General features: G+C 57.4%; 24 protein-coding genes. 15 read left to right on the top strand and 9 right to left on the bottom strand.

The genetic code is table 11. The annotated features are described in order from the left end of the window. Nucleotides 1–14: 14 nt before the first annotated feature. Together WFM45_RS12185 and spt are read left to right on the top strand one after the other, a co-directional pair. Complete coding sequence (locus WFM45_RS12185; RefSeq protein ID WP_015378483.1) at nucleotides 15–275, top strand: acyl carrier protein; 261 nt, start codon at nucleotides 15–17, stop codon at nucleotides 273–275. After that, complete coding sequence (gene spt / locus WFM45_RS12190) at nucleotides 262–1,434, top strand: serine palmitoyltransferase (protein WP_004935542.1); 1,173 nt, start codon at nucleotides 262–264, stop codon at nucleotides 1,432–1,434. Before WFM45_RS12185 ends, spt begins: the two co-directional genes overlap by 14 nt. A 70-nt stretch (nucleotides 1,435–1,504) precedes the next feature. On the opposite strand, the gene WFM45_RS12195 is transcribed toward spt, so the two are convergent. Next, a complete protein-coding gene (locus WFM45_RS12195) occupies nucleotides 1,505–2,236 on the bottom strand; it encodes an ATP-binding protein (protein WP_015378484.1) in 732 nt (243 codons plus the stop codon). Nucleotides 2,237–2,608: 372 nt separating this feature from the next. Between WFM45_RS12195 and WFM45_RS12200 the strand changes: the two genes are divergently transcribed. The 11 genes from WFM45_RS12200 to WFM45_RS12250 all read left to right on the top strand — a co-directional run bounded on the left by WFM45_RS12200 (nucleotide 2,609) and on the right by WFM45_RS12250 (nucleotide 13,418). Further along, nucleotides 2,609–3,334 carry a lipoprotein gene (locus WFM45_RS12200; RefSeq protein WP_033632594.1) on the top strand — a complete coding sequence of 242 codons (726 nt, stop codon included), beginning with the start codon at nucleotides 2,609–2,611 and terminating at the stop codon, nucleotides 3,332–3,334. Between the two features lie 30 nt (nucleotides 3,335–3,364). Then, the gene (locus WFM45_RS12205; protein ID WP_033632593.1) at nucleotides 3,365–4,159 is read left to right on the top strand and encodes a hypothetical protein; all 795 of its coding nucleotides are present in this window, start codon (nucleotides 3,365–3,367) and stop codon (nucleotides 4,157–4,159) included. A gap of 72 nt (nucleotides 4,160–4,231) precedes the next feature. Further along, complete coding sequence (locus WFM45_RS12210) at nucleotides 4,232–5,569, top strand: lipopolysaccharide biosynthesis protein (RefSeq protein ID WP_060559893.1); 1,338 nt, start codon at nucleotides 4,232–4,234, stop codon at nucleotides 5,567–5,569. Next, nucleotides 5,566–6,435 (top strand): hypothetical protein, encoded by an 870-nt coding sequence (locus WFM45_RS12215; protein WP_016927024.1) that lies wholly within the window; start codon nucleotides 5,566–5,568, stop codon nucleotides 6,433–6,435. Before WFM45_RS12210 ends, WFM45_RS12215 begins: the two co-directional genes overlap by 4 nt. Nucleotides 6,436–6,455: 20 nt before the next feature. Next, nucleotides 6,456–7,022 (top strand): YtfJ family protein, encoded by a 567-nt coding sequence (locus WFM45_RS12220; protein WP_103085483.1) that lies wholly within the window; start codon nucleotides 6,456–6,458, stop codon nucleotides 7,020–7,022. A 28-nt stretch (nucleotides 7,023–7,050) separates the two neighbouring features. Next, the gene (gene lptF / locus WFM45_RS12225; protein WP_033632591.1) at nucleotides 7,051–8,121 is read left to right on the top strand and encodes an LPS export ABC transporter permease LptF; all 1,071 of its coding nucleotides are present in this window, start codon (nucleotides 7,051–7,053) and stop codon (nucleotides 8,119–8,121) included. Further along, complete coding sequence (gene lptG, locus WFM45_RS12230; RefSeq protein ID WP_336955835.1) at nucleotides 8,118–9,197, top strand: LPS export ABC transporter permease LptG; 1,080 nt, start codon at nucleotides 8,118–8,120, stop codon at nucleotides 9,195–9,197. Before lptF ends, lptG begins: the two co-directional genes overlap by 4 nt. Before the next feature lie 102 nt (nucleotides 9,198–9,299). Next, nucleotides 9,300–10,049: a glycosyltransferase family 2 protein gene (locus WFM45_RS12235; protein WP_336955837.1), complete on the top strand. Its 750-nt coding sequence runs from the start codon at nucleotides 9,300–9,302 to the stop codon at nucleotides 10,047–10,049. A 305-nt stretch (nucleotides 10,050–10,354) separates the two neighbouring features. After that, the gene (locus tag WFM45_RS12240) at nucleotides 10,355–11,857 is read left to right on the top strand and encodes a phospholipase (RefSeq protein WP_336955838.1); all 1,503 of its coding nucleotides are present in this window, start codon (nucleotides 10,355–10,357) and stop codon (nucleotides 11,855–11,857) included. Continuing rightward, nucleotides 11,854–12,627, top strand: coding sequence for an ankyrin repeat domain-containing protein (locus WFM45_RS12245; protein WP_336955840.1), 774 nt, complete (start codon nucleotides 11,854–11,856; stop codon nucleotides 12,625–12,627). The genes WFM45_RS12240 and WFM45_RS12245 overlap by 4 nt, the downstream gene beginning before the upstream one ends. A gap of 32 nt (nucleotides 12,628–12,659) precedes the next feature. Continuing rightward, complete coding sequence (locus WFM45_RS12250) at nucleotides 12,660–13,418, top strand: ankyrin repeat domain-containing protein (protein ID WP_336955842.1); 759 nt, start codon at nucleotides 12,660–12,662, stop codon at nucleotides 13,416–13,418. A 203-nt stretch (nucleotides 13,419–13,621) separates the two neighbouring features. Here the strand turns inward: WFM45_RS12250 and WFM45_RS12255 are convergent, their stop codons facing one another. Continuing rightward, entirely contained in the window at nucleotides 13,622–14,929 is a 1,308-nt protein-coding gene (locus WFM45_RS12255; protein WP_336955844.1) for a serine hydrolase domain-containing protein, read from the bottom strand. A gap of 107 nt (nucleotides 14,930–15,036) precedes the next feature. On the opposite strand from WFM45_RS12255, the gene WFM45_RS12260 reads away from it, so the two are divergent. Further along, entirely contained in the window at nucleotides 15,037–15,948 is a 912-nt protein-coding gene (locus WFM45_RS12260; RefSeq protein ID WP_336955846.1) for a LysR family transcriptional regulator, read from the top strand. 192 nt (nucleotides 15,949–16,140) lie between these two features. Here WFM45_RS12260 and WFM45_RS12265 read toward each other — a convergent pair whose 3' ends face one another. Both WFM45_RS12265 and WFM45_RS12270 read right to left on the bottom strand, forming a co-directional pair. After that, nucleotides 16,141–17,199, bottom strand: coding sequence for an HNH endonuclease (locus WFM45_RS12265; protein ID WP_072062323.1), 1,059 nt, complete (start codon nucleotides 17,197–17,199; stop codon nucleotides 16,141–16,143). Between the two features lie 106 nt (nucleotides 17,200–17,305). Beyond that, nucleotides 17,306–18,613: an SIR2 family NAD-dependent protein deacylase gene (locus WFM45_RS12270; protein ID WP_336955849.1), complete on the bottom strand. Its 1,308-nt coding sequence runs from the start codon at nucleotides 18,611–18,613 to the stop codon at nucleotides 17,306–17,308. Between the two features lie 325 nt (nucleotides 18,614–18,938). Between WFM45_RS12270 and WFM45_RS12275 the strand changes: the two genes are divergently transcribed. Next, entirely contained in the window at nucleotides 18,939–19,943 is a 1,005-nt protein-coding gene (locus WFM45_RS12275) for a LacI family DNA-binding transcriptional regulator (protein WP_004935582.1), read from the top strand. Nucleotides 19,944–19,949: 6 nt separating this feature from the next. Here the strand turns inward: WFM45_RS12275 and araD are convergent, their stop codons facing one another. Genes araD through WFM45_RS12300 form a run of 5 tightly spaced genes read right to left on the bottom strand, consistent with a single transcriptional unit; the run spans nucleotide 19,950 to nucleotide 25,464 of the window. Further along, nucleotides 19,950–20,642 carry an L-ribulose-5-phosphate 4-epimerase gene (gene araD, locus WFM45_RS12280; RefSeq protein WP_336955850.1) on the bottom strand — a complete coding sequence of 231 codons (693 nt, stop codon included), beginning with the start codon at nucleotides 20,640–20,642 and terminating at the stop codon, nucleotides 19,950–19,952. Next, entirely contained in the window at nucleotides 20,636–21,505 is an 870-nt protein-coding gene (locus WFM45_RS12285) for an L-ribulose-5-phosphate 3-epimerase (protein WP_085336783.1), read from the bottom strand. Before WFM45_RS12285 ends, araD begins: the two co-directional genes overlap by 7 nt. After that, entirely contained in the window at nucleotides 21,492–22,979 is a 1,488-nt protein-coding gene (locus WFM45_RS12290) for an FGGY-family carbohydrate kinase (RefSeq protein ID WP_311265996.1), read from the bottom strand. The genes WFM45_RS12285 and WFM45_RS12290 overlap by 14 nt, the downstream gene beginning before the upstream one ends. Before the next feature lie 8 nt (nucleotides 22,980–22,987). Further along, the gene (locus WFM45_RS12295; RefSeq protein WP_033632580.1) at nucleotides 22,988–23,977 is read right to left on the bottom strand and encodes an ABC transporter permease; all 990 of its coding nucleotides are present in this window, start codon (nucleotides 23,975–23,977) and stop codon (nucleotides 22,988–22,990) included. Beyond that, nucleotides 23,974–25,464 carry a sugar ABC transporter ATP-binding protein gene (locus WFM45_RS12300; protein WP_336955855.1) on the bottom strand — a complete coding sequence of 497 codons (1,491 nt, stop codon included), beginning with the start codon at nucleotides 25,462–25,464 and terminating at the stop codon, nucleotides 23,974–23,976. Before WFM45_RS12300 ends, WFM45_RS12295 begins: the two co-directional genes overlap by 4 nt. Between the last annotated feature and the right edge of the window lie 19 nt (nucleotides 25,465–25,483).

A 25,483-nucleotide genomic window follows, 5' to 3' on the forward strand; every position in this document is an offset into this window, starting at 1 on the left:
GTGTCAACGTTCTTATGCTAAATCGCGATGCTGTAATGGATTATATCCTGACGTGTTTGCAAGGTATCGTCGAAGGCGGAGTGGAAATAAAACCTGATAGCGATCTCGTCAATGATCTTGGCCTGGAATCCATCAGAGTCTTGGATCTGCTTATGATGCTGGAAGATGAATTAGATATCTCCATTCCTATCAATATATTGCTTGATGTCAGAACGCCTGAGCAACTGCTTGACGCGCTGCGCCCTTATCTGGAGAAAAACCATGGGACTGTATGATAAGTTTGCGCGGCTCGCCAATGACCGTGAACAATTTCAAACGTCCGGTCTGAATCCGTTCGGCACCTGTATCGACGAAGTGTATTCCGCCACCCAGGGGCGCATCGGCGATCAAAAGATTGTCCTCGCCGGCACCAATAATTACCTTGGCCTGACGTTCGATGCGCAGGCGATCGCCGCCGGCCAGGCGGCTCTGGCCGCGCTCGGCACCGGCACCACCGGCTCGCGCATGGCGAACGGCAGTTACGGATCGCACCTGACGCTGGAACGGGAGCTGGCGGAATTCTTCGATCGCCCGAGCGCCATCGTGTTCTCCACCGGCTATACCGCCAACCTGGGCGTCATCAGCACGCTGGCGGGACCGGGTGCCGTGGTGCTGATCGACGCGGACAGCCACGCGAGCATTTACGACGCCTGCGCCCTCGGCGGCGCGGAAATTATTCGCTTCCGCCACAATGACGCCGCCGATCTGGAGCGCCGCATGGTGCGTCTGGGCGAACGCGCCCGCGAGGCGATCATTATCGTGGAAGGCATCTACAGCATGCTGGGCGACGTCGCCCCGCTGGTGGAAATCGTCGACATCAAGCGGCGATTGGGCGGGTATCTGCTGGTCGACGAAGCGCACTCCTTCGGCGTAATGGGCGAGCACGGCCGCGGCCTGGCCGAAGCGCTGGGCGTCGAGCAAGACGTGGATATCATCCTGGGCACCTTCAGCAAAAGCCTGGCTTCGATCGGCGGCTTCGCCGTCGGCGGCAAGGGGATGGACGTGCTGCGCTACAGCAGCCGGCCGTATATCTTTACCGCTTCGCCGTCGCCGTCCAGCATCGCTTCGGTGCGCACGGCGCTGCAAAAAATCGCCCGCCATCCCGAGCTGCGGGAAAAACTGTGGAGCAATGCGCACCGCCTGTACCACGGCCTCGCCGAGCTGGGCTATACCCTGGGGCCGCGCATCAGCCCGGTGGTGCCGGTCATGATCGGTTCAAAGGAAGAAGGGTTGCGTTTCTGGCGCGAGCTGATCGCCCACGGCGTCTATGTGAACCTGGTGCTGCCACCGGCCGCGCCGGCGGGCGTGACCCTGCTGCGTTGCAGCGTCAATGCCGCGCACAGCGATGAAGAAATCGACACCATCGTGCGCGCCTTTGCAGCGCTGAAAAAATAAAGCCTTTCCTTCTCGGCCGCGGCGGCGGTGCCGAAAATGGCCACGCCGCCCTGCCGAACCGATGCGCACCTCAGTGCGCAGCCGTTGATACCCCATCAGCCGAATAGCGATACCCCTGCGCCGCCATAAATTCCGCGATGGCTTTTTCCGCCGCCGAAAGCACCTCCTCGATCGGCCGATCGGCATCGAGATCCACGATGTCGGCGCCTTCGAACGTCAATAGCGGCGTGACGGCGATCTTCTTCTCCAGCGCCGCTTTGCGGTGATCGGGTTTGCGCGCGCAGGCCACGTCCAGACTGACATTCAGCTTGAGCACCAGATCCGGTTTTTGCCCCGCCATCCATTGAAACGCCGCCCGTTCACGCGCCGCCAGCCAACGGACGAAACGGCTCCCTTCAACGTCGACGGGAAAAACCGTGCCGTCGTAAGCGCCAGGGATCTGCGCCTGCGGAAAACGGTCGGTCAACACGATGAACCCTTGCCGGCGATACGCCAGCATGCGGCGAAAACGCAGCAGCCGCCGCCCCACGAAAGCGATAATCACCGCCGACGGCAACAGGCCGATGCGGGATTTTTTCGTTTTGACTTTTTTGGTATTGCTCTCGATAGCCTTGCCCACCGAGCGCCCGAGCAGCGGCAATTTCGCCGCCGCGCGCCCGACGTTGCCCGCCTGCTTGCCCAGATGCACCTGCACCGCCGGGCCATAATGTTTCACATACTCGATCAGATGTTCACAAACGGTGGACTTACCCGATCCGTCGCTGCCGATAACCGCAATCAGCGGCGGAAATTTTGCACTCATAATAAGACTCTCTTTCAATACACCAGAAACGGCGTGCCATATTTGAAGCGAACGATCGCTTATCATTGCCGCGGTGGCTGCGTGAAAAAAATTTGCCATACGCAGCGCCCAAAAAGCACAAAAGATTAAGCGAAAATTGAAAACCTCTGCTCTTTTTTCGCCGTGAGCCATGCCGAAAATTAACATAAAAAGCGAAACCGGCCCACGCACGAACAATTAGCACAAAATAACAAGAACAAACGCCATGAATATCAATTCAAATAACGAAAAAGAATACCGATCTCATTATTTTATCGCAGCAAAGCACAATAAATATCTTGAACCCAAGGCGTATTGGAATACAATAGTTTTTTTCGCATTGGATCAATTATTGTGAGTCAGCAGATAAGACCTTCATCTGATCGCTCGCCCGTGCGCGTAATAGCGATAACCGGCTGTGACGGCTCGGGAAAATCCACGTTAGCCGCCAGCCTGGTCAACGCTTTATCGGCACAAGAACCTGCCGAACTGCTGTATCTCGGCCAGTCTTCCGGGCGCATCGGCGAATGGATCAGTTCGCTGCCGATTATTGGCGCGCCCTTCGGGCGTTATTTGCTGAAGAAATCGGAACGCGTGCATGAGCGCCCTTCCACACCGCCGGATAATGCCACGGCGCTGGTGATATTTTTACTCTCCTATTGGCGCGTTTATAAATTCCGTCGCATGCTGAAGAAAAGCCGCAGCGGCGCATTACTGATCACCGATCGTTATCCGCAAGCCGAAGTGGCGGGGTTTCGTTTCGATGGCCCGCAGCTGGCGAAAACCGCCGGCGGCAATCGCTGGATCCGCTGGCTGAGAAAGCGCGAACAAAACCTGTACCAATGGATGGCGTCTTATCAGCCCTTATTATTAATTCGGCTGGATATTGACGAACAAACGGCCTATTCACGCAAACCCGATCACTCGCTGGCGGCGTTGCGTGAAAAGATCGCCGTCATCCCGCACCTGACGTTTAACGGCGCTAACATATTGGATTTAGACGGCCGCGAGCCGGCCGACCGTATTTTCGACGCATCGCTGCGCGCCGTTAAAATATCGCTGAGGGCCGCCAATGCCTAGCCGACAAATAACCTTTCCGTACCGAAACAGATGAAAAAAAATAAACTCACCGCCACACAGGATACCTCTCCCACCTGCATCACCGGGCTGATTGCCGTGGTGGGCAGCGACGGCACGGGCAAGTCCACGCTGACCGCCGACCTGGTGAAAAACCTGCAGCAACATCGCCCCACAGAGCGGCGCTATTTGGGGCTGATCTCCGGCGAAGACGGCGACAAAATCAAGCGTTTGCCGTTCATCGGCGTGTGGCTGGAACGGCGCCTGGCGGCCAAATCCGACAAAACCCAACGCATGAGCAACAGGCCGCCGGCGCTGTGGGCGGCGCTGATCATGTACGGCTTTTCGCTGTGGCGCGCATCCAACCTGCGCAAGGTGCGGCGGCTGGCGCAGAGCGGTGTTCTGGTGATCAGCGATCGCTACCCGCAGGCGGAAATCTCAGGTTTTTACTACGATGGGCCCGGAATCGGCGTGGAACGCGCAAAAGGGTGGCTATTAAGCCGCCTGGCGGCGCGCGAACGCCGTTTATATCAACGCATGGCCGTCTATCGGCCGGAGCTGATCATTCGCCTTGATATCGACGTCGATACGGCCTTTTCCCGCAAGCCCGATCACAGTTACGAAGAGCTGAAAGACAAGATCGCCGCCATGGTGCGCCTGCAATACAACGGCTCGCGCATCATCGAGCTGGACGCCAGAGCCCCTTACGACGAGGTGCTGAGCAATGCGCTCAATGCCATTTCCGCCGTGGTGAACCCCGCGAAGCGCCCGCAGAGCGATCTCGGGCAACCCGGCGAGAACGCCGGCGAAGAAACTCAGGTTTATTAAACGAATACAGGGCAAACGCATGACTGCGGAACACAAAATGCAGCAAAACAACGATAACGGCTGGTTTGGGCTATGAAACGGTGGTTTTCCGACGGCGCGTTTCGTTCCATTTTACGTAATGCCGCCTACCTGGGCTCCGGCAGCGTCGCCAGCGCGCTGCTCGGCCTGCTGGCGCTCTCCTGCGCCGGTAAAGGCATGTCGCCTGAAATGTTCGGCGTGCTGGTGGTGATTCAGGCCTATACCAAAGCGGTCAGCGATTTCATCAAATTCCAGACCTGGCAGTTTGTGGTGCAATTCGGCACTCCGGCGCTGGAGCATCAAAATACCGGGCGCTTCCGCGACGTCGTCGCCTTCTCCTTCGGCCTGGATATCGCCAGCGGCGTCATCGCCGTGCTGGGCGGCATGATCATGTTGCCGTTCTTGTCTCACGCTCTGGGGCTGGACAGCGAAAGCTTCTGGCTCGCCATGCTGTACTGCACCCTGATCCCATCGATGACCTCGTCCACGCCGACCGGCGTGCTGCGCGCCTTCAACCGCTTCGATTTAATCGCCATCCAGCAGGCGATCAAACCGTTCCTGCAGGCGGTGGGCAGCGTCATCTCCTATTATTTCGATCTGGGGTTCCCCGGCTTTATCGTCACCTGGTACGCCTCTAACCTGATCGGCGGCACGCTGTTTTGGTGGTTCACCGCGCGCGAGCTGCGCCGCCGCGATATCCATGGCGCGCTGAGGCCGCGCCTGTTCAACGCCGCGCGCCGCATCGAGGGCGCCTGGAACTTCGTCTGGACCACCAACATCGCCCATACCATCTGGGCCGCGCGCAACTCCTGCACCACCGTGCTGGTGGGCGTGGTGCTCGGCCCGGCCGCCGCCGGGCTGTTCAAGATCGCCATGACCTTCTTCGATGCGACGGGCACCCCGGCCAAGCTGCTGGAGAAAAGCTTCTATCCCGAGATCATGCGCCTGGATCCGCGCACCAAGACCCCGTGGCTGCTCGGCCTGCGCTCTTCGCTGCTGGCCGGCGGCATCGGCCTGGCCGTTGCGGTGTTGATGTTGCTGGTGGGCAAGCCGCTTATTTCCGCGGTCTTCGGGCAGCAATACCTGGAAGCCTATGACCTGATTCAAATCATGCTGGGCGCGATCATCGTCTCCATGATGGGCTTCCCGCAGGAATCCTTACTGTTTATGGCGGGCAAACAGCGCGCCTTCCTGATCGCGCAGGCGACGGCCTCGGCGGCCTACATTGCGCTGCTGGTGTCGATGGCGTATGCCTTCGGCGTACAGGGCGCCGCCTTCGCTTATTTACTTGGGCAATGTTTAGACGTTCTGTTATCCCTGATACCGACGATCGGCGCCTACCGCAATCGCTTTATGTTGGGGCTGAATGTGCCCAAAGAGAGTAATCAATGACCGCTAGCAATAATTGGAAAAAGTTCTCAGCCGAAACCACCCAGGCGCTGTTTGTCGCGGTGGAAGAGGACGACCTGGTTGAGGCGAATATCAGCCTGCCGCAGCAGATTGATCTGGAATGCTCCCCCGAGAGCATTCGGGACAACTACGCGCTGTGCCTGCAGTTTTGGGAAGACGGCTTTTCCCGCCGCGAGCTGCTGCAATTGGTGAACGGTTTCCTGCAAGACCCGCAGTTGGCGGCGGCTACCCGCATGCGCTACAAATATATCCGCGCCCGCTATAAGCACCTGCGCTTCGCCCAGCAGCTGTACGGCGCCCCCCACCGCGCCAACCGCCTGTTCCACACCACCACCGTGGTGCTCGGCCATTTTCAGGACGCGTTTCGCAACGGCAACCAGAAGAACCTGACGCTGTACGGCAACCTGCTGCGGCTGCTGCTCAGCAAGCCGGTGTGGTCTTACGTGCGCTATGCGCTGCGCCACACCCGGCTGGAAAGCGCACAGGGCTTTATCACCTACCGCCAGGAGCAAATGCGCCAGCTGCAAACGCTGATCGCCGGCCCGGCGCTGACCGGGCATCAGTTCCATGACGTGCGCAAAATCGTCAGCCGCCAGGTCTCGTTCTACGACACGCTGAGATCGATCGATCCCGACAACCGCGAGGCCCGGCAGATCTCGCGCTTCCTGGCGGCGATTAACGGCCTGATGGGCGACCGGCATGACGTGATGGTGGCGGACAAGCTGGCCGGCGGCGATATCTATGATCGGCCGGCGATCCTGGATATCGACATCCGCCAGCGCCTGGAGCTGCTGCTGGCGCGTTTTCCGCTGTCGTTTTCCCAGCCGGCCATCGCGGCGGGCAGATAAGCGGGTTGCACGGAGCCATGATGACGTTACGTCGCTTGCTGACCCTTGCGCTGCTGCTGTCGCCGCTGACGGCATCTGCGCATAACTTCGTGCATGGCCGGCCGGTGGCGCCGATCGCCATCGCCGATCGCGGCGAGCTGCTGCTGCGCAACGGCGATTTCAGCTACCGGTCGTGGAACAGCGCAAAACTGGCGGGCAAGGTGCGGGTGATCCAGTACATCGCCGGGCGCACCTCCGCCAAAAAGAAGAACTCGCTGCTGATCAACGCCGTTAAGGACGCGAACCTGCCGGGCGATCGCTTCCAGCCGACCACCATCGTCAACACCGACGACGCGATACCGGGCTCCGGCTTCTTCGTGCGCGGCAAGATCGAGAAAAACAAGCGGCATTACCCCTGGGCGCAATTCATCGTCGACAGCGACGGGCTGGGGCGCATGGCCTGGCGGCTGCCGGAGGAGAGCTCCACCATCGTAGTGCTGGACAAGGCCGGGCGCGTGCAGTGGGCGAAGGACGGCGCACTCACCCCGCAGGAAGTTGACCAGGTGATCGCCCTGCTGCGCGCGCTGATCGCGCAGGAGACGCCATGAAGCGCACGCCGCCGGGAACCGATAACGCATGTCTTTGATTGAACGCTATATCACGGTTGAGATCCGCCGCCTGGTGATGATGATCGCCGGGTTTCTGATCTTCATGTTCGCCAGCTACTCCGCTCAGCGCTACCTGACCGACGCCGCCAACGGCACGCTGGCGCTGCGGGTGGTGGCCGACGTGGTTTTCTATAAATCGCTGATCGCGCTGGAGATGATATTGCCCGTCGCGCTGTATGTCTCGGTGGCGGTCGCGCTGAGCCAGATGTACAGCGATGCGGAGATCACCGCCATGCTGGCCGCCGGCGCCAGCCCGCTGCGGCTGTACAAGGCGGTGCTGATACTCGCCGTGCCGCTGGCGATAGCGGTCACGCTGCTGTCGCTGTATGGCAGGCCCTGGGCGTACGCCAATATTTATCAGCTGCAGCAACAGTCGCAATCGGTGCTGGACGTGAGCCACCTGCAGGCCGACAAATTCAACGTCAGCGGCAACGGCCGCATGATCCTCGCCAGTCACGTCGACAAAACGGCCAACCACCTGACGGACGCCCTGATTTATGTGCGCGGCGGCCATCACACCAGCCTGTACCGCGCGCAGTCGGTGGAGGTGCTCGACGCCTCCCCCGCCAGCCCCGCCGTGCGGCTGAAAACCGGCACCGCCTATGTGCTGGATCGTGAGGGCGCCGACGACAACGGGCAGAACTACGACAACTTCGACATCGCGCTCAAACCGTTCGTGCCCAGCGCCGAGAGCCGGCACAAGTCGGCCTCGCCGGCGGAACTGGCGCGCTCCGCCGATCCGGGCGACGCCGCCGAACTGCAATGGCGCGAGAGCCGCGGGCTGACCACCGTGCTGATGGTGCTGCTGGCGATCCCCTTTAGCCGCATCAAGCCGCGGCAGGGGCGCTACGCCGCGCTGCTGCCCCTCACGGTTCTGTTTACCGTGATTTTCTATGGCGGCAACATTTGCCGCACGCTGGTGGCCAACGGCTCTCTGCCAACGATCCCCGGCGTTTGGCTGGTGCCGATAGCGATGGCTGTCGGTATCGCCCTGCTGCTGGCGCGCGACCTATCTCTGCTGCGGAAACCCTCCCGATGACCCTTTTTAGCCGCTATCTGATCCGCAACGTGTTCATCGGCTTCGCCGCCGCGGCCGGGCTGCTCATCCCGCTGTTCACCACCTTTACGCTGATCAACGAGCTGGAGGACGTGACCCCGGGCGGCTACCGCTGGCAGCAGGCGCTGCTGGTGACCGTGATGACCCTGCCGCGCAGCCTGGTCGATCTGGGGCCGTTTATCGCGCTGCTCGGCGGCATCGTCGGGCTGGGGCAGCTCTCCAAAAGCCTGGAGCTGACGGCGATCCGTTCCGCCGGGATGTCGATATTCCGCATCGCGCTGGTGATGCTCGCCGCCGGGCTGCTGATGAACCTCTCGCTCGGCGCCCTCGATGAATGGGCCGCCTCGCCGCTGCAGCAACGCGCGCTGCAAATGAAGAATAACGCCCTGGCGCAGTCGAATAATAACGACGTTACCGTTAACCCGCTGTGGGCGCGGCACGGCAACGAGTTTGTAACAGTGAAGACCGTCGATGAGAACGACCAGCCCCACGGCATTGAGATCTTCCGTTATCAAGCCAACCGCGCGCTGGAGTCTTACATTTACGCCGACAGCGCCAGCACCGCCGCTGACGGCAGCTGGCTGCTGCACAACGTGATGCAGAAAAGCTGGCAAGGCAGAAAGGAGACGATTGCGCGACAAGACAGCCTGCTCTGGCGCTCACTGTTCGCCGTGCCGAGCCTGAAAGAGCTGACCCTGCCGGCGGGCAGTTTCTCGCTCCAACAGCTGGATCGCTATATCGATTACCTGCAAGGCTCGGGGCAGCCCAGCACCGAATACCGCCTGGCGCTGTGGAAAAAACTCGGCCAGCCTCTGCTGGTGCTGGCGATGATTTTGCTGGCCATCCCGTTTACCTTCACCGCCCCGCGCGCCCCCGGCATGGGCAGCCGGCTAGCGCTTGGCGTCATCATCGGGCTGCTGACCTACATCGCTTACCAGATCGTTCTCAACCTGGGGTTGCTGTTCGCCCTCAACTCGCCCTTCACCGCCCTCGCCCCGCCGCTTTTGCTCCTGGCGTTGGCGCTGGCGCTGGTTTATCGGTTTGACCGGCGGGGTTAAGCATTTTCTGAGGTTGATAAGGGATAAGAAGAGAATCGTAATTTCCATTCCAGAGAAAATATCACGCACTCACCTGCTCGCGATTTTTAAGGATGTTAGTTAATGGCAAAGATAGCTGTTTGTATACTGACTTTTAACTCCTCTCGTTTATTACACGAGGTGCTTTCTCCACTCATGGGCATTGCGGATGAGTGGATTGTGGTGGACTCCGGCAGTACGGATAAAACGCTGTCTATTTGCCAAAGCTTTGGAATAAGCCCTATTTATCATCGTTTCGAGACTCACGGACGGCAAATGAACTTTGCGATTTCTCAAGCTCATCATGACTGGGTGTTGTGCCTGGACAGCGACGAAATCCTTGATGCCGAAACCATAGCGTCCATTTTAAAATTCAAAGCGCAGGAAAACCCACCGCCACAGCAAGCCTTTAGAATCAAAAGGAATTGGTTTGTTCTCGGACAGCCAGTCAGAACGATTTATCCCATCTCCTCACCGGACTACCCCGTTCGGCTGTTCAATAGAACACAGGTCAGGTTCAATGATGCTCCGGTAGATGATGCCGCTGAAGGCTATATTCACACGTCGGTCATTCCCGGCAATGTTAAGCACGATACCTTTTACTCTCTCCATGAAATATTCAACAAGCTCAATAGCTATACGACAAGGGTAGTAAAATACAGAAACATTAGGCCCTCGATATTTCGTGGCGTCGTTAGCGCGATCGGCGCATTTTTTAAATGGTACATACTGAGCGGCGCATGGAAGGAAGGCAAAGTCGGCGCCGTCACTGGCTTCTATGCCGTGGCCTACAGTTTCCTGAAGTATTTTAAATCCTGGTATGGCAAAGATTGATAACGTTAAGGACAGAAACAGGGGCACATCCCCGCCGCTACTGATCCTGGCGTTGGTTTATCGATTTATGCGGCGGAGTTAACACCCTACAGCAGCCTTTAGAAAACAAGAGCTTTCCGGTTAATAGTTGGCCGGCTTTACAAATTGGCCTGAGCCGTTATCATCCTTTATTTGGTGTCCTATGCGCCGTTAGCTATCGCTGGCTGCCGTTCGATAACATGCCCCTCAGGGGGCCATCGAGTGCAAGGAGTGCGAGCGCCCGCCTGAACAGGCCAAGACGCAGCAAGCAAAGGAAGAGACACACTATGTTTTCCAGTTTGAAACTGCTGTATATCGCCGATGATATTATTTCACCTGATGAATTCCCCCGTATAGTCAGCCCCTCCAGCGCCTGTCACGGACTTTCATACATGCCGGACAATGACATTCTGTCGCTTTTTTCTGGTTTTCGCGGTGGTGAACGGATCCGCCGTGAAGTCGGCGTTACGCAAAACGGAATAAGCTCCAACCTGCGCGCAAAGGTGCAGAGTGACCTGATGAGCGGCGTTGTCGTAGCGGTCGAAACCCGGCCCGGCGTGTTGGCGACGATGGGGCCATTTTACGCCGACATCGACGGTTATCTGATACCACAGGGGCGACAAGAGCCCAACTACCCGGTGGACAGGATAGTGAGGCGGTACGAAGAGGCCGTGAAGTCTTATGGCGGCCGCCGGGCGCGCCCGTCCGTCTTCCCCGCACAAGTCACGCGGGCCAAACCGGCCCTTGGCCCGGATATCCCGGCGCAAAGTGGAAGAGCTGCACAGCAGGTCGTGTCAGGGCCCTTGACCAAGGCACAACGCTGGCAGGAGCGAAAGTACCTCATTGGCCGCGGGCAACGGAGTATCTACCCCGACGCCCGAATCGCCTCGGAACGCCTGGCGGCAAACAATGTCGCCGTCGAGAAGGCAAAGCTGGCGGAGAATATCTACAAGACCACGAACCCGCTAAAGGATACTCCCGGCGTTCCTGAGGGTTGGAAAGATATCAGTAACGATAATGCGGCCCTGAGTAAAATTGGGCTAAACAGAAATATGCTCTTTGACAGGGATGAATCGCCGGATTTTTTGGCAAGGGTATATCAACCTGATAGCCGTGTTTTTGGTAAAGAGATGAATCCGACGGTCGTGTTCAGAGGGTCAAGAGCGCCAGAGTTCCCGCAGGGAATCGGCAGCGCCGCCAAAAAGGCCCTTAAGGGCGACTTATCAGGGGTTAAAAATGTGAATGACTGGATAAATAATGGCGCTCAGGGGATGGGGGCAAACTCCGAGTATTATAAAAAGGCCATCAATATTGGCGAAAGCATATCAAAAACCCCCGGCATTGATATTACTGGTCATTCATTAGGTGGCGGCATGGCCTCCGCCGCATCAATGACCAGTGGAAAACCCGCCTGGACGTTTAATGCAGCCGGACTCAACAGCGGAACAATTAGAAAATACGGAGGGGGGACTCTTGGTTCAGCCAAGAACATACAAGCCTATCGAGTGGAGGGTGAGCTGTTAACCACGTTACAGGAGGTTAATAACGAAAGTGATTATGAGCTTATAAAAAATGCCCTGCCCGATTCGTTACAAAAACCCTGGGGGGTAGCATTTCCTTTCACCTTGAAAGTGTGGTCATCACTAGCGCTGCCTGATGCTGCCGGCATACCGCACACGCTTGCCGGAGGGACAGGAACCCTGCTCGATAAACACGGTATAGACCAGACAATAAAGTTGATTGAAGATCAGAAAGACGAGGATATCGCCACTATCAGGGGGAGATTATGAGCAAGTTGATAATGGCAATGGCGTTACTGTTTACTGTTTTCATGATGCAAGGATGCAATAAAAAAATGGAATATGAACCACAGGATTTTTTTGAAGGCCAGCAACTGGAAGTCGCACAGCTAATTTATGATGGCGATGAAGTGAAACTGAAAGAAAAGCTTCCTTCAATAAGTAAGCAAGAACTGAATCGACCGGTTAAGGCGGACATGACCCTGCTGTTTTGGTCGGTGCTAAACTCAATTTATGATAAAAACACGCCAGAAAGGCTGAAAATAATAACCGACTTGGTAAAAGCTGGCGCAGACCCGCTGCAACCCAGACCAGAAGGAGGAAGCAGCCCAGCGGAATTCGTCATGAAAGCCGACAAGGGAATTTGGATCAAGGCCATGCTCGACGGCGGTTTACCGCCAAACGCAAAAGATAAGGTATTCAATGAGCCCATTGTATTCCAAACAATCAAAGCCAAAAACACTGAAACGTTAAAGGTGATGCTGGATTATGGCGCAGACATAAATACAAGAGACTCATTGGGAAACACCTTATTGATAAGCTCACTGGATTCTCATTCGTTTGATCATACGATTTTTTTGTTAGAGAGAGGTGCAGATAGCAAAATAAAAGGGAAATTTGGTTGGACTATGGGTAATCAGCTTCAGCGCTTTATAGATAGAGGTGTAGGAGATGCCGAGGATAAAGAGAAAATTGACAAGATAAAAGAGTTATTAATTAAAAAGGGTGGTGACTGGCCTCCACTACCTGTAGAAAATTGACTCTATTCTATCACCACTATCAGGGAGAGAATATGAGAAAATTGATAATGGCAATGGCGTTACTGTTTACTGTTCTCATGATGCAAGGATGCAAAAAAAACATGGAATATGAACCACAGGATTTTTTTGAAGGCCGTCAACTGGACATCGCACAGCTGATTTATGATGGCGATGAAGTGAAACTGAAAGAGAAACTTCCCTCTGTCAGCAAGGAAGAACTGAATCGACCGGTTAAGGCAGACATGACCCTGCTGTTTTGGTCGGTGCTAAACTCAATCTATGATAAAAACACGCCAGAAAGGCTGAAAATAATAACCGACTTGGTAAAAACTGGCGCAGACCCGCTGCAACCCAGACCAGAAGGAGGTAGCAGCCCAGCGGAATTCGTCATGAAAGCCGACAAGGGGATTTGGGTCAAAGCCATGCTCGACGGCGGTTTACCGCCAAACGCAAAAGATAAGGTATTCAATGAGCCCATTGTATTCCAAACAATCAAAGCCAAGAACACTGAAACGTTAAAGGTGATGCTGGAGTACGGAGCGGACATAAATATCAGAGACTCCTTGCAACAAACCTTATTAATGGATGCTTTTTTTAGCTCAGCCTTTGAGCACATGACCCTACTGCTCAATCGGGGTGCGAATCCTAATCCGGTAAATATAAACAATCTTTCGCTGTTAACAGCAGTAAATCGGCAAATAAAAGACAGCCAAGATGACTCAGAATACAATGAACAGTGTAAGAAAATACTCGAGCTCATGCTTTTAAAAGGAGCAAAGGAAGCGCAGTAATTTCATCAACGCTGATCTGACAGCTGCCGGTTATTTATACAGAGCTGTCAGATTGCATCTGGCTTAAATATTCGCAGCCCAGATGCATTCTCCATCAAGTAACGTTTCCATTGACGTCAGGCTACAACATCCACCATCAACAAAGAATATCCCTATACGTCCAACTCCTTCGCCCCTGCTCGCTCTGCCGATAGTTGCCGACGTTAACGCAACTCCTTCGCTATCGCGCTAAACATCAGCGATGCTTCCAGCGGTTGCGCGCTGAAAGAAGGCTCCGCCTGCGGCCAGGTGGACCACTGGACTATCACCAGATTCTCCGCCTGATTCACCATGATCATCTGGCCGAAGATCCCCAGTGCCCACAGGGAATGCTTGAGGGACGCCTGCGGAGCGGGTTCTACGTTAGTCGCATTCATTGGCACTTCGTTGTTCCACCACTGGTAGCCGTAGATGCCGTCAGGATGCGCCACCGATACCGAGCCCGTCGCCCGCGTCCAGTTGGACGACTGGGCTACCCAATCTTCCGGCAAGATCTGTTTGCCGTTCGGCAACGTCCCGTTATGCAGAATGAACTCACCGAAGCGCCCCCAGTCTTCCAGCGTGGCGTTGAACCCGTGCGCGCCCACGTCGTGCTGGCCTTTGGCGTAGGCATGCCACACGCCGTCGCTCGCCATGCCGTACGGCTGCCAGATGCTTTGCTCCAGATAGGCCGCCAGCGGCATGCCGGTGGCGCGCTCCAGCACATCGCCCAGCAACCAGGCACCGCCGGAGGAGTAAGACCAGTTCTGCCCGGCCGGATGCGCACGCTGCAGGCCGGCCACCAGCTTGCGCACGCAGGCATAGGTGCCGGGTTTGGCTTCACACTCGGTCAGCTGCGCGAAGTCCGACTTCGGGTTGGTGTAATCCTCATTCCACGCCACGCCGGAGGTGTGGGTTATCAGCTGCCTGAGGGTCACACCGTCCCACGCGGTGCCTTTCAGATCGGGTTCATATTGCGTGATGAGATCGTCGAGCGAGCGGATCTTGCCCTGTTTAATCGCCACGCCCACCAGCGTGGCGACCACGGATTTGCCCACCGAGCGCGACGTCCACAGCGTGGCGTCAGCATTGCCCTGCCCCAGATATTTCCAGGCGATTTTGCCGTCTTTCAATACCAGCATGCCGCTGACGTTCTGGCGCTGAAGATAATCCTGCAGGCTGTAGGTTTTGCCATTCACCTGATAGCTGGCATTCGTTAGCTGTTTAGCGGCAGCCACCAGCGGTGTGGCACTGCCGTGATGAAACACATCCCCGGCATAGTTGCGGTAGTCATTACGAAAACCGATCACCCGGTCGCTCTGGCTCCAGGTGAGCATCTTGTGCGTGTCCGGTAATTGCGCATCGAAAGGCGCGGGACAGGCGCTGAGTTCGGTGCCCGCACAGGCGGCCAGCGCAGCGGGCGCCAGCAGGCCGCTGCAGAGACTGATGACAACGCCCGCCAGTAGGCTGCGGTTAAACACTTTGCTTTTCATATTTTTTCTCGCTTAGCTCAGGAAGGCGTTCAGCTTAAAAAAACGCGACCTATAATAAAAAACGCCTGATGGGGGAAAATCCCCCGCAAAATCGACGGGGGAACCGCGTGCCGAGCCTGATTTATTCCTTTGCCCAACTGGAAGCCTTCACCGCCGTGGCCGAGCACGGCAGCCTGGCGAAAGCCGCGCTCAAGCTGGGCAAAGACCGCACGACGCTGCGCGATTTGATTGATTTTCTCGAGGATGGCTTGGGCTATGCGCTGTTCCTGCGCGAGGGGCGCAGCCTGCACCTGACGCCGGAAGGCGAACAGCTGCAGCGCCAGGCGCACCTGCTGATGCGCCAGGTGAAAGCGTTTGAGGCGTTTGCCAAAGACGTGCCGAAGAGCGCGGCGCAGGAAATCTCGCTGGTCTACGATCCCTTCACGCCCCGCGCGCTGCTGCAGGCACTGATTGCCACCATGGCCAAACGCAACACGCGCCTGAGCCTGATTAACGCCTCGCGCGACGAAGCGGAAAGGCTGCTGGCAAGCGGCCAGGCCGATCTGGGGATCTGCCAGGCGCGCCATCGCAGCGTGGGCGACGCCATGGAGTGGCGCGCCTTAGGGGCGATAGAGATGGATTTTTACGCGTCTAAAGCGCTTTTCCCCGGCGCGGAACAGCCGCTCTCGCTGCTGGAACTCTCGCTCACGCCGCAGGTGATCATGCACCCGGATTCTGACGAGCCCGTGGCGCGCCGCCTGCAAATTTCCGGGCATACCATTTTCACCAACGAGCTTGAGATGTTGCGCGCCCTGCTCGAACAAGGCTGCGGCTGGGGATTCCTGCCGACGCACATGCATGCGGAACAGTGGAAAAACGTCAACACGCTGTGCACCGAAGTGGGCAGCCAAGGGATCAGCCAAACCATGGTGACTATCTGGAAACCAGGCAATGACCGACGGACGCTGATTGATGAAACGTTGGGGTTGTTGCCGGGGTTGTGGAGAGGGGTTGGGGGTGAAAAGTCGCTGCTAGATTAGCGGTGTTGTTACCAGAAGACGATCGTAGAGCTCATCGTCCACGTTGCTTTTTCGATCGTTCTTTGTCGTGGATTGCTGTTTTCACACAGTGAGTCTCTCAGCGCCTTAGCTCCACTGCTGTTGGCGCTAGTTTATTGTTTTGAACGATGACATTAGAGGGGCGGCTTTGAGCAAGAATCGGACATTACTAGGTTAAGAGCATTCATCGTCATCATGTTTTTCACTCCAATATTGCCGATGATTTATCAAATGAGTGATTAACGGCCAATCTTTTTTATCTTTTGGTAACCTTAGGTATCGTCCATCTAACTCTGCATATTCTGTCCCAGCTAACTGTTCTGATATCCTTATTTTCAATTCGGTATCAATCCAGAGCAAACCACGGTCAAATAAAGTATGAATATCTGTTTTGAGTAACAAACCGTGCTGGGCGCGGGTATGCCAGGCACCGGCATAAGGGATGATATGAGCAGCCTCAAGTAACACCTGGATCGAAGAGCCTGTTACCGCACATCTGCCCTCATAAGCTTCAATGAGTTTTCGTCTAAATACGGGTTGTCCTTCCCGAACAATAACTTCACGCAGAGCCTTTAGACGGATGTCACCTTCATCCTCAGGGAGTTCCGTGAATACTTCGTCTCTCGCTTCGAGCACTAACCGATCACATGACCTTGGGACAGCAATCTGAACTGGCGTTCTGCCATCATCGCCAATATCCCATATACCGTGCAGCTCTTGGGCATAAAGTTCATACCGTGTATTTCGTAGTTTTCCAGTACGAAATAAAACGTCGTATGGGTTACCTAGGTCAGTACGAGCACTTTTACGGCTACCAAGATATCGATACCGAGAGTTGCTATTGACAGTCAGTGCATCCAGTTGAATGCGGATCTCAGTCTCTTTCAAGGGCGCGTTGCTGTTCCGGATCCACTTAACAATATCTGCAGCAGAAGCGGAATTTAGTTGTATTACGGCATACCATACACGGAGATATTGTGGATAGAGCATTTCTTCAGGGATGATACCTGGTGCATCAGCCACAAATGTTGAGAAATTATGATGACGCATCCACTCTCCCCATTGGCGTGAGTGTGTGCTAATGCCTACGCGATGGGGTTCGCGCTTGCCGATTTCATCATTAAGTTCCTGTCGGGATGGAGCTCGACCCAATTTATCATAAAGCTCATCACAACAGTCCCACACAGCTCGTACCAATGGGCCCTGTGGATATCCATCTTTACTTTGATCCAAAAGTGTTCTCCTTCAACGAATATACCATTAAATTAGTATATCCTCTTATAGCTCTAAACCGTTCGAAAACTATCATTTTTTATAAGTGCATGTTATCCATATATCATTAATCAATATCGTTTACTATGGTTAGAGCATCAGGCCATGTGGTATTCTCCTCAATGTGTTTTTTAATTAGCATCCGGTTTGACACAATCATAGATGGCCAACGATTCTTCCAAGAGCGGTATGCATGCCAAGAGTATCCAATATAGTAATCTTTCCTCATTGTTGTCATCGAGCGTAGTACTGCATCAAGGTATTTCGCCTCTATTGAAGTTTTATGCACTTCAAAAATAGTTCCGAGGTAAATTAGCCAACGAGCTAGATGTTCATATTGTTCCCAGGCATTATGCTCGTTGGTTAAATTTGTTTTTGTTTCAATAACATCGCCAATCATTGCTACTACCATTGCATTATTCCAGCTCAGCCCTTCAGCGGCAATTGCAGAAATAATCTGATAGAATGAGTCTTCGAGCTTTAAGTACGTGTCTTTGAATGAGTGATTTTCATATACAACTTTCCGGATGGACTTTAAAGATATTTCAGAAATTCTTTCTGCTTTCGGTATTTCCTTGTTTAAATTCTTAAAGAAAAGATTAATTTCAAGGGCATCTAAAACTCTAATTCCGTAGCAGTGAAAATAATAATCCTTCACATTTTGGTCGATTGAGGATCTAGAAATCAAAAATATATTCGAGCCAACCACATGACTTTTAGAAAAACCCTTATAATCACTAATAATTGCTTTTAGGTTTGTATCCCCAAGAGAATACCCCAAAATCACAACAGTGTTTTCATACAAAACAGTGCTTAATTTTCGAGAAAAATATGAATCACTATTTATAAATTTAAAGTAATCCTCTGATGTGATCACCATGTTTTGGGGAGAATCTATGGAACCATGTACATGATAGACTTTAACATTCGCAGAAGATCTTGGTATCGGTAACCCCGGTGTAATTGATTGAGAAGTATTTTCACATGTTAAACTTTCAGCTAGCTTATCATAATTGGTTGTTACAACTCGGAAAGAACGGTTAGAAAAAAAATACTCAATTTCCTCATTACCACCCCCTAATTGTATCTTGGAAATAATCTTAGCAACTTCTTCATGAATGTCCTTATCTTGAGCTGCCAGCTTTATTGAGATTATTTGCGCTGTTTCTTCTAGGCTTAAAGGTGATGACTTTTCTTTTGGAAAAAGTGACATATTTAATTTATCTGCATTTGGTAAAATGCCGCACAGTTCTTCGAGAAGACCTTTCCATGTTGGGGCATCACCATTAGACACCTCCTTAGAAAAACCTGTTCCGGTAAATAGACAAAGCCTATTTGTGGCTGCTGCATATGCAATTTCAAACATCTCACTCATCTGAGAACCCTTTTTCATTTTTATAACCACCAAAAATACAGCTTAGCGGTTTTGTTTTCAATATGGGGATGTCCGCTCCTGGCACAAAGCTGCCATTGATACCTAGCTTCGAACATGAAACACACCTTATCAAATTCCCCGCAACAAAATACGGCCATATAAAATGATTCAACTCATAATTAATAAACCAACGACATTATTACCTCTATTTTCATTTCATTATTTTCCCTCCCCAACTCCAGCCTCCCCCCAACGCCCCCCTAGCACCGCCCCCGCCCTTTCCCTACAATAAGGGATCTGTTGAGGCATAACGCAAGGAAAGACGGTGTCGAAAGCCAATCCCAATGCCACTATCGTGGATATCGCCCGCCGCGCCAGGGTGACCAATATCACCGTTTCCCGCGCCTTCAATAAGCCCGAGCTGGTAAAGCCGGAAACCCGCGAGCGCATTCACGCCATCGCCAAAGAGCTGAACTATGTGCCCAACGCGTTCGCGCAGGGGCTGAAAAGCAGCAGCAGCCAGATTATCGGCATCGTCACCAGCAGCATGTACAACCCGTTCTATTCCGGCCTGATCAAGACCGTGTCGCGCATTGCGCGCCAGCAGGGTTATCAGATCATGCTGTTCGACACCGACGGCAGCGAAGAGGCGGAAATGCGCGCCATTCAGGCGCTGTTCGGCTACAAGGCGCGCGGCATCCTGCTGTCGGCGGTGCGCGACGACAAGCGCTACCGCCCCGCCTATCTCGAGCTGGCCGAGGTGTACGGCGTGCCGCTGATCCTGATCGACCGTGACCTTTACGATCAGCAGCTGAGCGGCGTGTTCCTCGATAACCGCGAGATCGGCGTGCTGGCCGGGCGTTATCTGGCGGAGCAGCCGGAGCAGAAGCTTTTGATTATCGGCGGCCCGGCGGATTCGGAAATTACGCTAACGCGCACCGCCGGCATCGTCGCGGCCTTGCAGGGCAGCGGGCGTGAGATTCATATCATCAACGGCGACTACGATTTCACCTCGCAAGAAAGCGAGGTGCGCGCCTATCTGGCGCAGCCGGAGAACCGCCCGGATTACATCATCGGCCTGAACGGCATCATCACGCTGGGCGCCATCGCCATCTGCCACGAGATGGGGCTTTATCAGCAGGTGAAGTTCTTCTCGATAGACGAGCCGCCGCGCGCCGGCGCTTACGGCCTGCACATTCCGGGGGTGTATCACGATACGCAGAAACTGGGGGAGATCGCCGCGGAGCTGCTGTTCAGCGCCATTAACAGCCCGCGCGGCGAGCTGCCGGTGCGCAGAGAGTTCTTCACCGGCTCGCTGTTGAATCGCTGACGGGCGCTATTGCCCGTAGTAGGCGTGTTTGCCGTGCTTGCGCAGGAAATGTTTGTCCAATAGCTCCGGCTGCATCGGGGCGATGGCCGGCGCCAGCTGGCGCGTCGCCATCGCCATGATCGCCACCTCCTCCAGCACCACCGCGTTATGCACCGCATCCGCCGCGTCCTTGCCCCAGGCGAACGGGCCGTGGGAGTATACCAGCACCCCTGGCACCTGCTGCGGATCGCGCCCCGTCTGATTGAAGGTCTCGATGATCACCTTGCCGGTTTCCCCCTCGTAATCCCCGGCGATCTCCGCCTCGCTCATCGGCCGAGTGCAGGGAATGTCGCCGTAAAAGTAGTCGGCGTGGGTGGTGCCCAGCGCCGGGATCGGCTGCCCGGCCTGCGCCCAGATGGTGGCGTTGCGGCTGTGGGTGTGCACCACGCCGCCGATATCGGCGAAGGCGCGGTACAGCGCCAGATGGGTGGCGGTGTCAGATGAAGGTTTGCGGTGCCCTTCGCGCACCTTGCCCTCCAGATCCACCACCACCAGATCCGCCAGCGTCATCGCCTCGTAGGCGATGCCCGAAGGCTTGATCACCACCAGCCCGCTCTGGCGGTCGATCGCCGAGACGTTGCCCCAGGTAAAGGTCACCAGCCCGTATGCCGGCAGGCTGAGGTTGGCGGCCAGCACCTGCCGCTTGAGTTCGTTCAGCATGCGATGCCTCCCTCATTCATCTGTTGTTCGATCCAGGTCTTGGCCTGGGCGATGCGTTGCTTGTCCTGCCCGTCTTCGCGCGCCCACATCTCCAGCAGATAGGGGCCGCGATAGCCGAGCGCGTTGAGCACGGAAAAAGCGTGGGCGAAATCCACGCAGCCCTCGCCGAACGGCACGTCGCGGAACTGCCCGGCGCTGCCCGGCCCCACCGCCACGGTGTCTTTGAGGTGTATGGCGGTGATGCTGCCGATGCCCAGCGCCAGCTCGGCGGCGACGTCGTTGCCCCAGGCGCTGAGGTTGCCGAGATCGGGATACACCGTGAACCACGGGCTGTTGATGTGGCGGGCGATGTCGCGCCATTTGCTGATGCTGTTGATGAACGGCGTGTCCATCACCTCCACCGACAGCATCACCTGCGCCCTGGCGGCCTGCGCCGCCGCCCACTGCATGCCCTCGATAAAGCGCTCGCGGCTGTGGCGATCGGCGGGTTCGTAATAGACGTCGTAGCCCGCCAGCTGGATGTTGCGGATGCCGAGATCCGTCGCCAGTTCCAGCGCCTTGCTCATCAGCACCCACGCCCGTTCGCGGGTGGCGGCGTCGGCGCTACCGAACGGATCGCGCCGGTGCGCCGACAGGCACAGGCTCGGCACCGTCACCCCGCTGTCGAGCCGCGCCTGGATAAACGCCAGCCGCTGGCGGCGATCCCAATCCAGCCGCTGCTGGCGCGCCGGCTGTTCGTCTATCGACATCTCCACAAATTCAAAGCCCAGCTCGGCGGCGGTGGCCAGCCGCTGCGGCCAGCTCAGTTCGGCGGGCAGCGCCTTTTCATACAACCCCAGACAGGCGGCGTTAGTCGTTTGCATCAGTCACCTCACTCAAAGCCTGAGCGACCGCCAGATAGCGCGCCTGCTGGGCGCGCAGGCGCCGATGGGCGGCGGTCGCGGGATAATAACAGCGCAGTTTGGGCGGCGCGGCGGCGATCGCCTCGGCGAACCCGGCGTACTCCCCGGCGCCAACGGCGGCGCACAGGGCGGCGGCGCGGCAGCCGCTCTGGCGCGTTTCCACCACCTCAAGCGGCAGGTTGCCGGCGTCGGCGTACATCTGCATCCACACCTCGGACTGCGTCGGCCCGCCGGTCATGCGCACCCGCTCAATGCGCGGGTTCAGCTGCACCATGCGCTCCTGATGGATCAGGTGCGAGAACACGATGCCCTGGTAGATCGCCTGCACCACGTCCGCCATCTCGTGATGGGCGCTCAGGCCGATCAGCCCGCCCGGCGTGTTGCCGCCGAGGTTGGAGCCGTACAGATACGGCAGGAACAGCAGCCCGCTGGGCTGCTCGCGGCGCTCGGCCACCCAGGCGTTGAACTGGGCGTAGCGCTGCCGGTCGCCGGCGCAGAACTGGCGCAGGAACCAGGCCAGGTTGCCGGCCGAGGTCGGGCTGCCTTCGTGCACGAAATAGCGGCCGTCGATGCAGTAGCGCCCCCAGGCGTAGGGGTAATCGGCGGGAATGATGCGCTCGGTCACGCAGGTGGCGATCGACCAGGTGCCCGCCACCGCGCTGAGCGTGCGATCGTCGGCCACGCCGGAGCTGAGCGCCGCGCCCACCACGTCGAACAGGCCGCCGTACACCGCAGTTCCTACCCGTAGACCACATTGCGCCGCCGCAGCGGCCGTCACCCGCCCGGCCAGCTGCGCCGAGCCGATCGTTGGCGCGGTCTTCTCCTGCGCCTCTTCGATGCCGAAGGCGGCCATCAGCGCCGGATCGTAAGCGCCGCTGCGCTGGTTAAACAGGTTGCTGCCGGAGATGTTGGTCACTTCGGCCGCCGCCTCGCCGGTGAGGCGAAAGCGCAGGTAGTCGTGCGCCATCAGGATGCGATCGACGGCGGCGTATTGCGCCGGTTGCCGCTGCTTCAGCCAGCGCAGCAGCAGCGCCGGGTGGCTGGGCCACAGCGGCTGCAGGCTGCGCGGGTAGCTCTGCGCGTCCACGCCGGCGCGGCGCAGCTCAGCCGCCGTGGCCGCCGCGCGGTTGTCCGAGGAGAGGATGCCGTTACCGACCGGCTTGCCGTGGCGGTCGATGGCGTACAGCCCTTTGCCGTGCGCCGAGAAACTGACGCCGCGCACCTGCCCGGCCGACAGCCCCGCAGCGTGCAGCGTCTGGCGGATTGCCGCGCAGACGTCATCCCACAGCGCATCCATATTGCGTTCGCTAAAGCCCGGCTGGGCGGCGATCGCCGCGCCGTCGCGCTCGGCGATCGCCAGCTCTTCGCCGCTTGCCCGGTACAGCCCGGCCTTGATCACCGTGCCGCCGACGTCTATGCCAAGAAAGACTGACATCGCGCCTCCTATTTGCGCCGCACGGAGCTGAGGTAGATGGCGGCCAGGATGATGCCGCCCTTCACCACGTTCTGGATATACGGCGACACGTTCATCAGGTTGAGGCCGTTGTTGAGCACCCCGAGCATCATCGCCCCCACCAGCGTGCCGACGATGGCGCCGCGCCCGCCGGAGATCGCCGCCCCGCCCAGCACAACGGCGGCAATGGCGTCCAGCTCGAAGCCTTCGCCGGCGTTGGGCTGCCCGCTCATCAGGCGCGAGGTCAGCACCAGCCCGGCCAGCGCGGCGGTCAGGCCGCTGATCACGTACACCAGCATCTTGTAGCGCGGCACGCGGATGCCGCTCAGGCGCGCCGCCTCTTCATTGCCGCCCATCGCGTAGACGTAGCGGCCGAACGGCAGCTGGTTGAGCATCAGCCAGGCCAGCACATACACGCCGAGCATGATCAGGATCGGCACCTGGATACCCAGCACCGTGCCGCGGCCGAAGAAGGAGAAGACGTCGGGCAGGCCGGAGATCGGGTAGCCGCCGGTATAAAGCAGCGCCAGGCCGCGGGCGATGCCCATCGAGGCCAGAGTGACGATGATCGGCGGCATGCGCAGGTAGGCGATGCAGGCGCCGTTGGCCAGGCCGAACAGCGCGCCGAGCGCCAACGCCGCTACCATCGCCAGTGGAATGGGCACCGCCGCCAGCATCAGCCCGGCGGCGACCGAGCCGGCCAGCGCCATCACCGGCCCCACCGAGAGATCGATGCCGCCGGTCAGGATGGCGCAGGTCATGCCCACCGCGATGATGGCGTTGATCGACACCTGGCGCGCTACGTTGGTCAGGTTGTTGACGCTGAGGAAGCTGTCGTTCAGCAGACTCATCAGCACGAACAGGACAGCGAAGCCGATAAACGGCAGGACCGCCGGGTGATGCAGCAGTTTTTCCCAGCGCTTGCCGAGGCTGAGGCCGGCGGCGCGGCGCGCCACGGCGGGTTGTTCAATTCCGATCATAAGGCACTCCCGGTCGCGTGAAGCATGATGTGGTTGGATTCGATGTCGTCGCCGGTCAGCTCGGCGACGATATGGCCGCCGCGAAACACCAGCACGCGGTCGCACACGCCGATGATCTCCGGCAGTTCGGAGGAAATCATGATGATGGAGATGCCCTGCTGGGTCAGTTGCTGCATCAGCTGGTAGATCTCGGCCTTGGCGCCCACGTCGATGCCGCGCGTCGGCTCGTCGAAGATCAGGATGTTGCAGTCGTTGTTGAGCCAGCGGGCGATCACCACTTTCTGCTGGTTGCCGCCGCTCAGGGTGCTGACGGCGGTCTCGGCGTCCGGGGTTTTCACCCCCACGGCGCGGATCAGCCGCTGCACCACGTCGCGATCCTGGCGGGCGCTGACGAAGATCTTGCCGCGCCGGTGGTGCCGGTTGAGGGTGATGTTCTGCGCCACCGAGAACGGCAGCACCAGGCCCTCGGTTTTGCGGCTCTCCGGCAGCAGGCCGATGCCCTGCGCCAGCGCCTGCGCCGGGGAGCGCAGCGCCGCCGGTTGGCCGCCGAGGCTGACGCGTTTGCGGTGGCAGCGGCTGGCGCCGATCAGCGCCGAGACGGTCTCGGTGCGCCCGGAGCCCACCAGCCCGGCGAAGCCGAGGATCTCGCCCTTGTGCAGCCGAAAACGGTCGGTCGCGCCGTGCTTCTCGCGCTGGATCTCCGCCTCCAGCAGCACCGTCTCGGTATCAACCGGATGCTGTTTCACCGGGAAGGCGTTCTCGATTTTGCGCCCGACCATCAGCCGCACCAGCTCTTCCACGTTGGTGTCGCCGGTGGCCAGCGTTTCGATGTAGGCGCCGTCGCGCAGCACGGTGATGCGATCGCAGATGGTGAAGATCTCGTCCAAATGGTGCGAGATAAACACCATGCCAACGCCCAGCAGCCGCAGATCGTTCATCACGCTGAACAGGTGTTCGGCCTCGCCCGGCGTCAGCGTGGCGGTCGGTTCGTCCAGCACCAGCACCCGCGCCTCCAGCGACAGCGCCTTGGCGATCTCAACGAACTGCTGCTGCGCCACGCTCAGCTGCTCCACCGGGCAATCGAGATCGATAGCCACCGTCAGCCGCTTGAAGATCGCCTCGGCCTTGCGCCGCATCGCCCGCCGATCCAGCAGGCCCCAGCGGTTCCTGATCTCCCGGTTGAGGAAGATGTTGTCGATGGCGCTCATGTAGGGAATCAACGAGAATTCCTGAAAAATAATGCCGACCCCGGCCTCGATCGCCTGGCGATAGTTGTTAAAGTGGCGCTGCTCGCCGTCGATAAAAATGTCGCCCTCGTCCGGCTGATGGATGCCGCACATGATTTTCACCAGCGTCGATTTGCCGGCGCCGTTTTCGCCCAGCAGGGCGTGCACCTCGCCCCGTTGAATGGCCAGATCGATGCCGTCCAGCGCCTTCACGCCGGGAAAGCTCTTTTTTATTCGCTTCAGTTCCAGTAAAGGTGTCACCGCATTGCCCTCCGCGCCG

The organism is Serratia sp. KG1D (assembly GCF_037150675.1).
GTDB lineage: Bacteria > Pseudomonadota > Gammaproteobacteria > Enterobacterales > Enterobacteriaceae > Serratia > Serratia nematodiphila.